16 protein-coding genes and 3 tRNA genes are annotated in these 13,934 nt (G+C 43.2%); 12 read left to right on the top strand and 7 right to left on the bottom strand.

Annotation, left to right across the window (positions count from 1 at the left end):
- Positions 1–75: 75 nt before the first annotated feature.
- The 7 genes from CLNEO_RS00180 to CLNEO_RS00145 all read right to left on the bottom strand — a co-directional run bounded on the left by CLNEO_RS00180 (position 76) and on the right by CLNEO_RS00145 (position 8,158).
- Positions 76–510, bottom strand: coding sequence for a dUTP diphosphatase (locus tag CLNEO_RS00180; protein ID WP_066083299.1), 435 nt, complete (start codon positions 508–510; stop codon positions 76–78).
- Positions 511–525: 15 nt separating this feature from the next.
- Positions 526–1,020 carry an anaerobic ribonucleoside-triphosphate reductase activating protein gene (gene nrdG, locus CLNEO_RS00175; RefSeq protein WP_066083295.1) on the bottom strand — a complete coding sequence of 165 codons (495 nt, stop codon included), beginning with the start codon at positions 1,018–1,020 and terminating at the stop codon, positions 526–528.
- Positions 1,021–1,023: 3 nt separating this feature from the next.
- Positions 1,024–3,141, bottom strand: coding sequence for an anaerobic ribonucleoside-triphosphate reductase (nrdD, locus tag CLNEO_RS00170; protein ID WP_066083293.1), 2,118 nt, complete (start codon positions 3,139–3,141; stop codon positions 1,024–1,026).
- A gap of 132 nt (positions 3,142–3,273) precedes the next feature.
- On the bottom strand, positions 3,274–4,761 hold the full coding sequence (gene glpK, locus CLNEO_RS00165; protein ID WP_066083292.1) for a glycerol kinase GlpK: 1,488 nt from the start codon (positions 4,759–4,761) through the stop codon (positions 3,274–3,276).
- A gap of 64 nt (positions 4,762–4,825) precedes the next feature.
- Positions 4,826–5,434, bottom strand: a complete 609-nt coding sequence (locus CLNEO_RS00160; protein ID WP_066083290.1) for an MBL fold metallo-hydrolase — start codon at positions 5,432–5,434, stop codon at positions 4,826–4,828.
- A gap of 462 nt (positions 5,435–5,896) precedes the next feature.
- Entirely contained in the window at positions 5,897–7,288 is a 1,392-nt protein-coding gene (gltA, locus tag CLNEO_RS00150) for an NADPH-dependent glutamate synthase (protein ID WP_066083285.1), read from the bottom strand.
- 15 nt (positions 7,289–7,303) lie between these two features.
- A complete protein-coding gene (locus tag CLNEO_RS00145; RefSeq protein WP_066083282.1) occupies positions 7,304–8,158 on the bottom strand; it encodes a sulfide/dihydroorotate dehydrogenase-like FAD/NAD-binding protein in 855 nt (284 codons plus the stop codon).
- Positions 8,159–8,360: 202 nt separating this feature from the next.
- Here CLNEO_RS00145 and mazG point away from each other — a divergent pair, with 202 nt between their 5' ends.
- The 12 genes from mazG (at position 8,361) to CLNEO_RS00085 (ending at position 13,910) form a co-directional block, all read left to right on the top strand.
- Positions 8,361–9,164, top strand: coding sequence for a nucleoside triphosphate pyrophosphohydrolase (mazG, locus tag CLNEO_RS00140; RefSeq protein WP_330382541.1), 804 nt, complete (start codon positions 8,361–8,363; stop codon positions 9,162–9,164).
- A gap of 27 nt (positions 9,165–9,191) precedes the next feature.
- Entirely contained in the window at positions 9,192–9,467 is a 276-nt protein-coding gene (locus CLNEO_RS00135) for an HU family DNA-binding protein (RefSeq protein ID WP_066083281.1), read from the top strand.
- 309 nt (positions 9,468–9,776) lie between these two features.
- Positions 9,777–10,016, top strand: coding sequence for an RNA-binding S4 domain-containing protein (locus CLNEO_RS00130; RefSeq protein ID WP_066083280.1), 240 nt, complete (start codon positions 9,777–9,779; stop codon positions 10,014–10,016).
- A gap of 224 nt (positions 10,017–10,240) precedes the next feature.
- A complete protein-coding gene (gene yabP, locus CLNEO_RS00125; protein WP_066083277.1) occupies positions 10,241–10,519 on the top strand; it encodes a sporulation protein YabP in 279 nt (92 codons plus the stop codon).
- 15 nt (positions 10,520–10,534) lie between these two features.
- Positions 10,535–11,137: a spore cortex biosynthesis protein YabQ gene (gene yabQ / locus CLNEO_RS16705; protein WP_066083275.1), complete on the top strand. Its 603-nt coding sequence runs from the start codon at positions 10,535–10,537 to the stop codon at positions 11,135–11,137.
- Positions 11,067–11,396, top strand: a complete 330-nt coding sequence (locus tag CLNEO_RS00115; RefSeq protein WP_083531770.1) for an FtsB family cell division protein — start codon at positions 11,067–11,069, stop codon at positions 11,394–11,396. Before yabQ ends, CLNEO_RS00115 begins: the two co-directional genes overlap by 71 nt.
- An 82-nt stretch (positions 11,397–11,478) precedes the next feature.
- Positions 11,479–11,552 (top strand) — tRNA-Met (locus tag CLNEO_RS00110).
- An 11-nt stretch (positions 11,553–11,563) separates the two neighbouring features.
- Positions 11,564–11,635 (top strand) — tRNA-Glu (locus CLNEO_RS00105).
- A gap of 28 nt (positions 11,636–11,663) precedes the next feature.
- Positions 11,664–11,736: transfer RNA gene (locus CLNEO_RS00100), tRNA-Val, on the top strand.
- A 149-nt stretch (positions 11,737–11,885) separates the two neighbouring features.
- Positions 11,886–12,410 (top strand): ECF transporter S component, encoded by a 525-nt coding sequence (locus CLNEO_RS00095; protein ID WP_066083270.1) that lies wholly within the window; start codon positions 11,886–11,888, stop codon positions 12,408–12,410.
- 285 nt (positions 12,411–12,695) lie between these two features.
- Entirely contained in the window at positions 12,696–13,346 is a 651-nt protein-coding gene (locus CLNEO_RS00090) for a manganese efflux pump MntP (RefSeq protein ID WP_330382540.1), read from the top strand.
- A 6-nt stretch (positions 13,347–13,352) separates the two neighbouring features.
- Complete coding sequence (locus tag CLNEO_RS00085; protein WP_066083268.1) at positions 13,353–13,910, top strand: phosphatase PAP2 family protein; 558 nt, start codon at positions 13,353–13,355, stop codon at positions 13,908–13,910.
- The last annotated feature ends 24 nt before the right edge of the window (positions 13,911–13,934 follow it).

The raw sequence follows: 13,934 nt of genomic DNA, 5'->3' as shown, positions 1-13,934 counted from the left end.
AGAAATTTCATATGTCAAAGGAGATATTTCACAAAATAATTTTCGTCCCACAGTATTTACGCCTCTTTTCAATAGTTACTGCTTGCCGGTAGAACCGATGCCGCCTCGGTTTTCATTGCCAAGATTTTCTGTTTCCTCAAAGGAGATAGCTGGCTGATGCTCAAAAATACGGAATTGACAAATTCGGTCGTTTACTTCAATGACGGTATCTCGCATGGCGTAAGCGGGGAAAAACCATTGGTCCGTATTTCCGCAATAGCTTTCATCCACAATACCACAGTGGTTTGTTTGGATAATGCCGAAATTTTTAAAGGTGGAGCTTCTGGGGACGATATGAGCCTCAAAGCCTTTGGGCAGCTCCATGGCAATACCCAAGGGGATTAAGCGAAATTCTCCTTGCTTTAATTCGATTCTTTCAGCGGCTCGGAGGTCAATCCAGTCGGATTTGCCGTCGATATAGCGTAGTTTTTCGATTTTATCACTGAGATATTTAATTCTAATGGTTTCCATAGGTTTTCCTTTCTGTTACTCTGCTTGATAAAGATATAGTGAACTGGTCTTGATTGATTTTTGTACGTCAATGATTCTTTGGTTGGAGCTTCCCTTCCAATGAAGCTTTGGATTCTTTAAATCCTCTACAAAGCGACCGTCAACCAATACATCAATATATTCCATCACTGGTAAGGCGCTGATTTCCTCCCAACGATAGCCAGTATAGAGCCAAGTGCTTTTTTCGGGGAAACGCTTCTTAAATTGCTTTGCTAAGCGTGTTACTTCTTCTCGGTTTCCCATAAAAAGGGGGTCGCCGCCGCTAAAGGTAATTCCGCTGATATAATCCTGCCGTAAGGCTTCAAAAAGTTCCTTTTGTGCTGTCGCATCAAAAGGGACACCGCCGTTTGGGTCCCATGTAATGGGGTTATGACAGCCCTTGCAGCCATGGTCGCAGCCGGAAACCCAAAGGACAACACGAAGTCCCTCGCCATTTAGCATATCATCCTTTGTAATATTATGATAACGCATAGGTTACATACTCTTCCTTTCTGCAATTTCTGCCATTTTTGCCTCGTTCAAACGGGTATCGCCCTTTACTCTGGAATAAGAAAGATAGCCGTTCATGCGGTCAATTTTTGTAAGGTTATGACTCCCACAGTTCGGGCAGACATCCATCTCCAGCTCCTGATGGCCGCAATCGTCGCAATAGGACAAAGAAAGGTTGACCCCTTCATAAAAGCCCATTTTCATTGCTCGACGAATGAGGGAACGAATGGCATCTAAATTATAATCAATGGGATATTTTACATACTGAATTTTCCCCCCGTTAAATAAATCCCAAAAACGATTTTCCAGGTTTTGCTTTTCAATGGGCGTAAGTTCCTCTGTGACATGGCAATGGAAGCTATTGCTTACATAAGGCCTGTCTGAAACGTGCTCAATGACACCGTATTTTTTGCGAAACTGGGTTACCTGCAAGCCGCAAAGGCTTTCCGCAGGGGTGCCGTAAATGGCATAAAGGTTGCCGTCCTCTTTTTTAAATTGGGCGATCTTTTCGTTAATATGCACCAGCGTTTCAATTGCAAATTGACCATCCTCCACTAAGGATTTGCCGTTATGGAGGGATTGAAGCTCATTCAAGGCGGTAATGCCAAAGGAGGCGGTGGCAGCCTTCAAAAGGGGCTTGATTTTATCATGCAGCTGCAAATTTCCGCCGTAAAAACCGCCCTCGCAGTATGCCAAGGGGTTGGTGGAGGCACGCAATTCCCCTAAATACGCATAGGTGCGGATATGAAGATTGCGGATTAATTCCATATAGTAGTCTAAAACGTCGAAAAAGGGCTTACTTTCTTGTTTTGCCTTGGCATAAATCATGGGGAGATGCAGGCTTACTGCGCCGATATTGAAGCGTCCCACAAAAACAGGCTTGTCTGCTTCATCTGCTGGTTCTATGCCGCCTTTTTCAAACCAAGGGGATAAAAAGGCACGACAACCCATAGGGCTGATGATTCTGCCGTATTTTTTATACATATCCGCCACATAGCCATCGCCCGTTAGGCTCAACCAATCGGGGTACATGCTTTTTGAGGAGCAAAGAATGCCTGCTTCAAAAACATCCTCGGATTCCTTGCCTTTTCCATGAAGGTTTTCGTCATAGAGAAATACCAGTTTAGGGAAGAGAACAGGCTTTTTGCAATTTTTCTTGCCCTGGCCCTTTCTGCGCACATTCAGCATGGTAATTGACCCAAGCTTTGCAAATTTTCCTGTGCCTGTGCCGAAGGTCATGGTAATGAAGGGATAATCCCCACGGCTGGAGGCAACGGTATTGAATTTATATTCCCAGCCTTGAAAGCCTTGCTCGAAATCGTTTAGAATATCCGCCATGGCTTCCTTGTCGGCAATTTTTGGAGTCAGCCCCATGTCGATATAACGGCGATAGAATTTTTCATAACTTTTTTCTGCGTAAGGCTCCAAAAGCAGATCCACGGAGGGTACAGTAAAACCGCCGTACTGCTGACTTGCTGCAGAAAGAACAATGTCACCGATAACGTCAAAGGCAACATTGAGGGTTTTTGGCTCGTTATACCAAAGGTTTCCCATTTCAAAGCCGTTCTCCAGTACCTTTTGTACATCGAAAAGGCAGCAATTCATGGTGTCCCTGCGGGCTGACATATCGTGGACATAAATATAGCCGTCACGGCAGGCCTGCAATTCCTCGGTGGTCATAAAAAATTTCTGGTACAGCTCTTTATTTAGCTGATTGAACACTAAGCTGCGCTTTGTGGAAACCAAGGCGCTGTCTGTATTGCTGTTTTCTTTATCTCCGATATACATAATGGATTGGCTTTTTTTATAGACCTCGTCCAGCATTTTTACAAAGTCCTGCTTATAATTGCGGTAGTCACGATAGCTTTTCGCAACCTCGGGCTTTACCTGCTCCAAGGCAGACTCAACAATATTGTGCATTTCCCCGATGGGGATGCCTTCCTTGCCTAAGGAAAGGGCTTTTTCTTCAACATAACTGCATAAAAAGTCCAGCTCGCTTTTGGTAAACTTCACCAGAGCGCGATAGGCGGATTTATTGACAGCAACCACAACTTTTTGGACATTCCAAGGCTCGTGGGTATTATCTTTTTTGATTACATACATAGTTGTTTCCTCCTTATTATAGTCAATAAATGGTATAGAAAGGGATGTTATCCCATAAATATCACTGACTATAAATTTAGCATATATTGTGTCATAATGCAAGAAAAAATAAAAAATACACAATATGTTGTTTTAATTATGGTAAAAAAGGGCCTGGTTTACAGCCTTTTTCCATCCGTTATTTTTTTCCTCCGCACCTTCCTTTGATAGTTTGGGGGAGAATACACAGGAAATTTGCCAATTTCTTCTGATTTCCGTAAGGTTTTCCCAATAGCCAACGGCAAGCCCTGCCAAATATGCGGCACCTAAAGCCGTGGTTTCCAGTGTAGAGGGTCGCAAAACAGGAACGCCTGTAATATCCGATTGAAATTGGAGTAAAAAGGCATTGGCGGCGGCACCGCCGTCTACCCGAAGCTCTGCTAAGGGAATGTCTGCATCCTGCTCCATGGCGTGAAGCACATCGTAGGTTTGATATGCCATGGACTCAACGGTGGCGCGCACAATATGAGCGCGGTTTGCCCCTCTGGTTAAGCCCGTCAATATTCCTCTGGCATAGGGATTCCAATAGGGTGCACCCAAGCCTGTAAAGGCAGGTACCAAATAAACGCCGCAGGTATCCTCAACGGAATGGCAAAGGCCCTCTGTTTCTGCTGCCGAGGAAATCATTTTCAATTCGTCCCGCAGCCATTGAACTGCTGCCCCTGCAACAAATACGGAGCCTTCTAAGGCATAGGTGATTTTATTGTCAAAGCCCCAAGCGATGGTGGTGAGCAAGCCGTTTTTCGATTGGACGGGGGTATCCCCTGTATTCATCAGCAGAAAACAGCCTGTACCGTAGGTGTTTTTTGCCGCACCTGGGGAGTAGCAGGCTTGACCAAACAAGGCTGCCTGTTGATCCCCTGCAACGCCTGCAATGGGGATGGAATGGCCAAAAAGGGAAGGAAGGGTGTACCCCAAAATGCCCGAAGAGGGAACCACATTAGGCAAAATACCTTCGGGAATTTCCAATAAATCCAATATTTCTTTATCCCAGCAAAGGCTGTGAATATGAAAAAGCATGGTTCTTGAGGCATTGGAATAATCGGTGGCATGCACCTGTCCCCCCGTTAAGTTCCAAATGAGCCAGGTATCAATGGTGCCAAAAAGCAGATTTCCCTTTGCCGCCAATTCCTTGGCGTGGGGGACATTTTCTAAAATCCACTTAATTTTAGTTGCCGAAAAATATGCATCAATGGGTAAGCCTGTTTTTTCACGAAAAAAATCCGTATAACCCTGTTCCTTTAGCGCATCACAAAAAGGAGCGGTGCGGCGGCATTGCCAAACGATACCATTACAAAGGGGGCGGCCGTTTCGCTTATCCCATAAAATCGTGGTTTCTCTTTGGTTTGTAATGCCAATTGCGCCAATTTCCTCGGCGGAAACACCTTTTTTCTCCAAAACCTCTCTGGCGGTTTCCAGCTGTGTCTGCCAGATTTCCATGGGGTCGTGCTCTACCCATCCTTGGTGGGGATAAAATTGGGTAAATTCCTTTTGGGCAGTACAAACTGCCTGTCCCTGCTGATTGAACAAAATGGAACGAGAGCTGGTGGTGCCTTGATCCAGAGAAAGGATATATTTCATTGGGAAAGCCTCCTTTTTAATAGCAAAAACCCTGTTTCCCGAAAAGGATGCAGGGTTATTTTATTTACATATAGGGATTAGAACTTCTTTCGATTCCCAAGGTGGTAGAGGGGCCGTGGCCGGGGTATACGGTGTAATCGCCGGGAAGGTCACGCAAAAGCTTCAAAGAGCGCAAAATAGTAGACCAATCCCCTGTGGCTAAATCCGTTCTGCCGCAGGAGCCTTGAAACAAAGTGTCCCCTGAAAAAATAATATCTTCAATAATATAGCAAAGGCTTCCCTCGGTATGTCCAGGCGTAAAAAGTACTTCGAATTTCATATCCCCTACGGTTATGCTATCGCCGTCTGACACAAGTTCATCGGGAAATACGGTGATTTCGCCGCCGCAAAAAACGGAGCAGTTGACAGCGGGATCCGTCAAAACACGGATTTCATCCTTTCCTGCAATTACCTTGCAGCCGTACTGTTCCTTTACCGCCGCCACAGCACCGATATGGTCATAATGGCCATGGGTAAGCAGGATATGGGTGGGGGTTAAATTATTTTCCGAAATATAAAAATACAATGGTCTGGGATCTCCATCGCAGTCGATGATTACGGCATTGCCTGCGTCATCGGAAACCACATAGCAGTTTGTCCCAATGGAACCCATAGGAAGGGTTTTAATTTTCATAGGATAGCCTCCTTTATTATTTGGTTTTAAGGGTTCAATATATATCTTTATAGATTATAGCAGAACAAAAAGCGTTCGCCAAGAAAAAAAAGAAACTTAAGGCCTTGGGCTTCGCCCTCTTGCCGATTAGGACCTTGGGCGCTGGGTCAGGAATTTTGCTCTGCAAAACCATCACTGTGTGATGGCAGCGTTTTCTTCGCTGTTCCAACCCAAACATGCTTGCTTTTTGAAAAAAGCAAGATCAAAAACTTTTGATTGAAACCGCATAAAATGCGGTTTCGAAAAAAAATAGCTGAGCATTCAAAAATGTAATTTTTGCATATAAAAGTTTCGCTCAAGCCTTTTCAAAGGCTTGTAGGTTCGGGACAAAGTCCCGAGACCTTGTCTTTTTGCCCTTATCCTGCAAAAAAGGGTGCTGTGAATTTCACGGCACCCTTGGCGTTTTCTTATAACTAAGTATACTTATTTGTTTTTCAAATATTCATCAATGGCAGCAGCAGCTTTTTTCCCTGCGCCCATGGCAAGAATTACCGTTGCAGCACCGGTTACAGCGTCACCGCCGGCATATACGCCTTCTCTTGTGGTCTGGTTGGTTTCTTCGTTTACAACAAGACAACCTCTGCGGTTAGATTCCAACCCTTTTGTGGTGCTTCTGATGAGGGGGTTGGGGGAAGTACCGATAGACATAACCACGGTATCTACATCAATGACATAATTGGAGCCTTCGATAGGCACGGGGCTTCTTCTGCCGCTGGCATCAGGCTCGCCCAATTCCATTTTCAAGCATTCAATGCCACAAACCTGTCCGCTTCCGTTATTGAGGATCTGTACGGGATTGCGCAGAAGGTGAAACTCAATGCCTTCCTCCTTGGCATGATGTACTTCTTCCAAACGGGCGGGCATTTCTGCCTCGGAACGACGGTATACAATATAAACGTTTTCCGCACCAAGACGTTTTGCGCATCTAGCAGCATCCATGGCAACGTTGCCGCCGCCAACTACGGCAACAGCCTTACTGTTACGAATGGGTGTATCATACTCCGACAGATATGCCTTCATCAGATTGATTCTGGTTAAGTATTCATTTGCGGAATAAACGCCAACCAAGGCTTCACCGGGAATACTCATAAAGGTAGGCAGGCCTGCGCCGGTACCGATGAATACTGCTTCAAAGCCCATGTCTTCGATAATTTCGTCAATGGAGAGCACCTTGCCGATAACCATATTTGTCATGAATTTTACGCCTAAAGCCGCAAGGGTATCAATTTCCTTTTGCACAATACCCTTTGGCAGACGGAATTCGGGAATGCCGTATACCAAAACACCGCCGGCCTTATGAAAGGCTTCAAACACAGTTACTTCGTAACCGGCTTTCGCCAAATCCCCTGCACAGGCGAGGCTGGAGGGGCCGGAGCCAACGACAGCTACTTTTTTGCCATTTGTTTCAGGCTTTTCTGGGGTTTCGTTGCAATTTGCCATATACCAATCGGCAACAAAACGCTCCAACCGACCGATGGCAACGGCTTCGCCCTTGATACCGCGCACGCATTTTGCTTCGCACTGGCTTTCTTGGGGGCAAACACGCCCGCATACTGCAGGCAAAGCGTTAGTGGAGGTGATTATTTTATAGGCCGCCATAAAGTCGCCCTTTGCAACCTCGGCGATAAACTCAGGGATACGTACGTTAACGGGACATCCCTCAATACAGGGCTTATGTTTGCAATTGAGGCAGCGAGTTGCTTCTTCCATTGCCATTTCGGCGGTATAGCCCAGTGCCACTTCTTCAAAGTTTTTGTTTCTTATATTAGGTGCCTGTTCAGGCATTTTGATTTTTTCCAAACTCATGTTAGCCATGACTCATAACCCTCCTTATTGAATTAAATCCTTCGCCAGTTTGTCCATACGACAGACATGGTCTTTGGAAATTTCCCCTTCTCTTTCCTTATAAATGGAGTTGCGGTTTATTAGCTCGTCAAAATCTACCAAATGGCCGTCGAAGTCAGGCCCATCTACACAGGCAAATTTGATTTCGCCGCCAACGGTAACACGACAGCCGCCGCACATTCCTGTGCCGTCAATCATAATGGGGTTCAGGCTTACAATTGTTTTGATGCCATAGGGCTTTGTCGTCAGGCTGACAAATTTCATCATGGGAATGGGGCCAATGGCAATTACGGTATCATATTCATTTCCGCCTTCAATTAAAGCCTTTAATTTATCGGTAACAAAGCCTTTTTCCGCCTTTGAACCATCATCTGTCATGAGGTAATAATTTGTGGAAACAGCCTTCATTTCATCTTCTAGAATAACAATATCCTTGTTGCGGAAGCCCACAATAACGTCGACCTCAACGCCTAATTCGTGAAGTGCCTTTGCCTGAGGGTAAGCAATGGCACAGCCAACGCCGCCGCCCACAACGGCAACCTTTTTCATGCCCTCATATTCTGTTGCAGTTCCCAAAGGACCAACAAAATCCGAGATGGTATCCCCGATTTCTTTTGATGCAAGCAGGTTTGTGGAAAAACCAACTTTTTGGAAAATGATTGTGACGGTACCCTTTTCTCTGTTGTAATCCGCGATGGTCAGGGGGACTCTTTCGCTGAATTCATCTACACGAAAAATAATGAACTGTCCGGCTTGCGCTTTTTTTGCAACAAAAGGAGCTTCGATTTCTAAAAGAGTGACTGCGCTGTTAAGCTCTCTTTTATTTACAATTTGAAACATAAGACAAACTTCCTCTCTCTGTTGATTTTTATTTACCGCTTTTCTTTGGCGGCATTTTTTGATAAAATCATCATATCACAAAAACCATAGGGACAAAAGCATAAATCATTGTTTTTTGGAGCCATAATAGACAAAAAGTTTACTGTTCCATGAGAATAAATGGGAATTTAAGGAAATAAATTGCGAATTGGAGGCGTTCATTTTGGATAAAAGGTATACATTGGAGGATTTGGTGGAAATTATAAAAAGATTGCGGGGGGAAGGCGGTTGTCCTTGGGACAGAGTACAAACCCATGCATCCTTAAGGGAAGCAATGCTTGAGGAGGCATATGAAGCGGTAGACGCCATCGATCGAAAGGATACGGAAAACCTGAAGGAAGAGCTAGGCGATGTTTTGCTGCAGGTAGTTTTCCATGCGGCGTTGGAAGAGGATGAGGGAAGTTTTGCAATAGAAGATGTGATTGCGGGGATATGCAAAAAAATGGTTTATCGTCATCCCCATGTTTTTGGGGATACAAAGGCAGACACAGCGGACGAGGTTTTGGTAAACTGGGAGCAGCTAAAGAAAAAGGAGAAGCACATTACAACCCAAAGCCAGGCAATCAAGGAAATCCCCATGGCACTGCCTGCATTACTTCGTGCAAGAAAGGTGCAAAAAAAGGCGGCGGAGGTTGGGTTTGATTTTCCCGATGCAAGAAGGGCAATGGAGAAGGTAAGGGAGGAAATAAACGAGCTGACAGAGGCAATTGAGGGGAGTTTGGGGACGGAAGAAGAAGAATTTGGGGATTTTTTGTTTGCAGTGGTGAATATTTCCCGCTTTTTTAAAATAAATCCAGAGATTGCCTTGACAAAAGCCACTAAAAAGTTTATAAATAGATTTGAGTATGTTGAGAATTCAGCCCTTTCAGAGGGAAGGAAGCTTTCGGAAATGACTCTGGAAGAAATGGATTTACTATGGGATGAAGCGAAAGCTAAGTCTTTATCTGGTCAAAATCCGAATAATTAAAGAACTATAATTGAGGAGGAATTTATAATGAACAAATCTGATTTGGTAGCTGCTATCGCGGAGAAGGCAGAAATGAGTAAAAAAGATGCTGAAAAGGCTCTGAAGGCTTTTGAAGATGTAGTAACAGAAGAACTTGCAAACAACGGCAAGGTTCAGCTGGTTGGCTTTGGTACATTTGATGTAGCAGAAAGAGCAGCGCGCGAAGGCAGAAACCCTCAGACAGGTATGGCAATGCCTATTCCGGCATCCAAAGCGCCTAGATTTAAAGCAGGCAAAGCATTGAAGGATGCAATTAACAACTAAGTTCCTTTTGCCGATAACGCGCCTTTCGCAAGAAAGGCGCTTTCGTTATTTCATGGACTTTGAAAGCCTTATGCTGCTAAGCTTGTGGGAGAATTTAAAATGATTTTACTTCAAGTATAAGCTTCGTGGGAACCCATAAGGGGACAGAAAAATTTGGATTCCTTAGAAGCATCAAATGTTGGGTTTTTAGAAAAACGTTTCAACAATGGGCTTCAAGGTTTTTTGAAAACAGAAAAATATGGATGATGGGGATATCCTTCATATGATTTATAGTAATAAAAAGGAGTTCAGAAAAAAGGAGGAAGTTCATTGCGCATTGATAAATTCCTTAAGGTATCCAGAATTATTAAACGCAGAACAATTGCCAACGAGGCTTGTGATGCCGGCAGAGTTATGTTAAACGGCAAGGTGGTAAAAGCGGGAGCCGAAGTAAAGGTGGGAGATATCATTGAGATTCACTTTGGCAGCAATACCACAAAGCTTGAGGTGCTGAGCATAAAGGAATCTCCTCGCAAAGAGGATGCGGCCACGATGTATCGCTCCGTTTGAGAGTGCTGGTAAATTTTTTGGATGAAATTTTGATACAAATATTGGGAAAAAGAGTTATTTTCATAAAAACAATTTTGTTTTTCAATACTTTTTTTGAAAGAAAAATGATGCTTGTCAATAAAACACCTTTTGGTTTTAAGCGAAAGGTGTTTTTTATTGCAGTCTAAAAGCCTTCACGAGGACATATATTGTTAGCAGACAATAAAATGCGGGAGGCGGATCTTATGGCAGACGAGAAAAAACGAAGCAGGCATACTGTATCCATGGAAGAGCGGGAGCGCATTCGCATGGGCGGGGTTTTGGAGGTAGTATCCTTTGATGAGGAGGGTGTTATGCTTGAAACCGAGTGCGGTTTGATGATGATAAAGGGAACGGCATTGCATATGGGAAAGCTTGACCTTGATGCAGGAGAAATTATGATTGAGGGATTATTTGACAGCATTACCTACTCGGATGGAGCCTTATCGGAAAAACATTCTTTTTTAGGGAAGTTGTTTCGATAAAAAGGGGAGATTGTAGTGATTTTATCTTTACAAGGGCAGGCGCAATTATTTTTACTAACGGTGTTATTGGGGGGGGCCTTAGGCTTGGTGTATGACTGCCTAAGGATTTTTCGACATATTATTCCCCATAAGCCCCTGTGGGTGCAGTTAGAGGACGGGCTTTTTTGGCTTTGCGCAGTCTTTTTTGCGTTTGCGGTAATGCTTGGGGCAAATAAAGGGGAGATACGCTTTTTTGCCATATACGGTATTTTTGGCGGTATGGGACTATACTTTTTGACCTTAAGCCATTTGGTGATTGCCGTTAGTGATCGGGTGATTTTTGTTGTAAAAAAAGTACTTTTTTTGTTGTTTACTATTATAATGACCCCTTTTCGGTTGGTTTATATTGTGATTCGCATACCTTTGGTAAAAGCGGGCTTATTTTGCGATAAGATTCACAAAAAAGTATTGCATTCTTGTAATTTTTATGCAAAAATAAAATTAAATAGAGTACGAAGGGATTGGCGCATTGCCGTCAGAAAGAAACGGAAAAGTGGTGACAAGCTGAATGAAAATAAGGCCAAAACGAAACGAAGGGCCAAATCAAAGAAAGCTCAAAAACGTACGAAAGCTGGATAAAATATTTATCCGTATCTTTTTGACTGTTTTTATTTGTGCTGTAAGCTTCAGCATTGTGTGCCAGGCAAGAAATTTTGAGCAGATAAAGCAACAGCAAATGATACTCTCATCGCAAATTCAGGCACAGGAAGAAAAAAAACTGGAATTTGAAAATCGTAAGGAGTATTATAACAGTGACGGTTACATAGAACAAATTGCAAGAGAACAGTTAGGATTGGTGAAACCCAACGAGGTTTTATACATAAATAGAGGGAAATAAATAATACGAATGCAAAAAAAACGAGAGAAAAAAATGCTTGACAACTTATGGGGGAATGGGTATAATTGAGTGGTCGACTTGTGGCGGAGTAGCTCAGTTGGCTAGAGCATGCGGTTCATACCCGCAGTGTCGGGGGTTCAAATCCCTCCTCCGCTAGTTACTTTTTCGGCCCGTTGGTCAAGCGGTCAAGACGCGGCCCTCTCACGGCTGAAACAAGGGTTCGATTCCCTTACGGGTCATGTATTTAATTTAATATTGCTTAAGCATGGAAGTTTAGCTCAGCTGGGAGAGCATCTGCCTTACAAGCAGAGGGTCACAGGTTCGAGCCCTGTAACTTCCATTCTTTTTTTGTTCAAAAAACCGTAAAAATTGTATCGAAACAATACTCTTAATTGTTTCGATACAATTTTTTGTTTTCTCCTGAAATGCCTAGTAATAAAAGGGTAGATATGGTAACCTTTCATCAATAGATAGGAGGATGTGGTGTATATGAAAATGACAACAAAAGAAATGTGTATTCAAGGACTATTGGTTGCGTTGGTTACAGTTAGTACCATGATATTTCAGATTCCCGTTTCAGCTACCCAGGGCTATATTCATCTTGGGGACAGTATGATATTGCTTATTAGCGTATTTTTTGGAGCGAAGTATGGTATGGTAGCCGGTGGTGTTGGGTCAGGTCTGGCGGACTTATTGAGCGGCTATGCCCATTGGGCGCCCTTTACATTCATTATTAAAGGTATTATGGGCTATTTAATTGGCAAAATCGCCTCTTTTTCAGAGAAAGACGAAAGGTTTTTTACCTCTCGCAATATGCTTGGGGCAGTAATCGGTATCGTTTGGATGGTATTTGGTTATTTTATTGGCGGTGGTATTCTCAAGAGCAGTTTTGCCGTTGCGGCGGTTTCCATCCCTGAGAATTTAGTACAGGGTTTTGCGGGCTTTGCAATTTTTCTTGTTGTTGGGCTTGCCTTTCATAGGGCAAAAATATATAAATTTGTTTTATCTCGGTAGTGGCTGGAAAAGCGAATTTTTAGAAGGATGTTTTGCGGATTTTTATAAAACGAAGGGGCTTGTTGTTTGGTGATTTTGAACAACGGCCCCTTTTTATGATGTTTTAATTCTTTTTTTTTAGAATTATGCTTATACTTCTTATAGCGACTTGTTTGGACGCAATCATTGGGGGCTAAATATGCCTAAATTGAAATGCTGCTAGGATAATGAAATAAATTAAAAACTGCTTGTACTTTTCATAAAATATATTATAGAATAGGAACAGTGGTGGCAAGCCTTTGTCATATGGAACAAAGTAAAAGGCTGTGGGAAAGGAACCGCACTGGGCTTTATGCTTTAGAAAAAGGATTGGAGGAAAAGGTTTTGGGAATTTCGGCAATTTTGTTGATTGCGGTGAGCTTGGCGATGGATGCGTTTGCCGTATCTATCTCCAATGGTGTTTCTGTGCGAAGCTTTGGGAAACGGGATGCCATCAGGCAAGCTGCATTTTTTGGAGGATTTCAGTTTATAATGCCTGTTATCGGCTGGTTTTTGGGAAGCAGTGTAAAGGCTTATATTGAGGCCGTTGACCATTGGGTTGCATTTATTTTACTGCTGATTATTGGTGTAAATATGATTTGGGGAAGCCTGAAGGGGGCGGAGGAAGAAAACAATGGCTACTGTTCTTTAACAAATAAAGTACTCTTAATTCAGGCTGTGGCCACAAGTATAGATGCTTTGGCTGTTGGGATTAGCTTTGCTATTTTGGAGGTGGATATTTTACAAGCCGGAGTCATCATTGGTATTGTTTCCTTTGTTATTTCATGCATTGGGGCATGGGCAGGAAAGTATTTGGGAGAGAAGTTACAGACAAAGGCGGAGATTATTGGCGGCATTGTGCTAATCCTTATCGGGGCGAAAATTTTGATTGAACATACGTTATTGGGGGCGGGTTAAACCACTATGGAATGGATACAGACGGTAGATATTATGATTTTAACGGGATTGCGAAATGTTTTTAGTACTCCATGTCTGGATAAACCAATGATTTTGATTTCTTCCTTAGGAAACAATGGCTTTCTTTGGATTGCATTAGCAATCCTCTTTTTTTTCGTGGGCAATAGAAAAAATCCATGGAGAACATGGGGGATTTTATTGGTCCTTTGTTTGGGCGCAAATGCACTAGTCTGCAATGTATTGCTTAAACCAATGGTGGCAAGAGTGCGGCCGTATGATTTGCTGGGGCTTGATATTTTGGTGTCACCCCTTTCTGATTTTTCGTTTCCATCAGGGCACACTTCGGCTTCTTTTGCGGCGGCAGCTGCAATTTATTCCATGAATAAAAAATGGGGCTGGGTGGCCTTTCTTTTTGCTGTTTTGATGGGATTTAGTCGAATTTATTTGGGGCTGCATTATCCTTCTGATGTTTTTGGTGGGGCGGTTCTGGGATGGGTGGTGGCAAAAAATGTAATTTGTGTTTTTGAAAGATGCGTTTTAAAAAATAAAAGTCGGATTTTATAAATAAAGATTGAAAAAGGTAAAAGT

Origin of the sequence: Anaerotignum neopropionicum (assembly GCF_001571775.1) — a bacterium.
Classification (GTDB): Bacteria; Bacillota; Clostridia; order Lachnospirales; family Anaerotignaceae; genus Chakrabartyella; species Chakrabartyella neopropionicum.
This window is presented reverse-complemented; position numbering and strand designations above follow the sequence as displayed.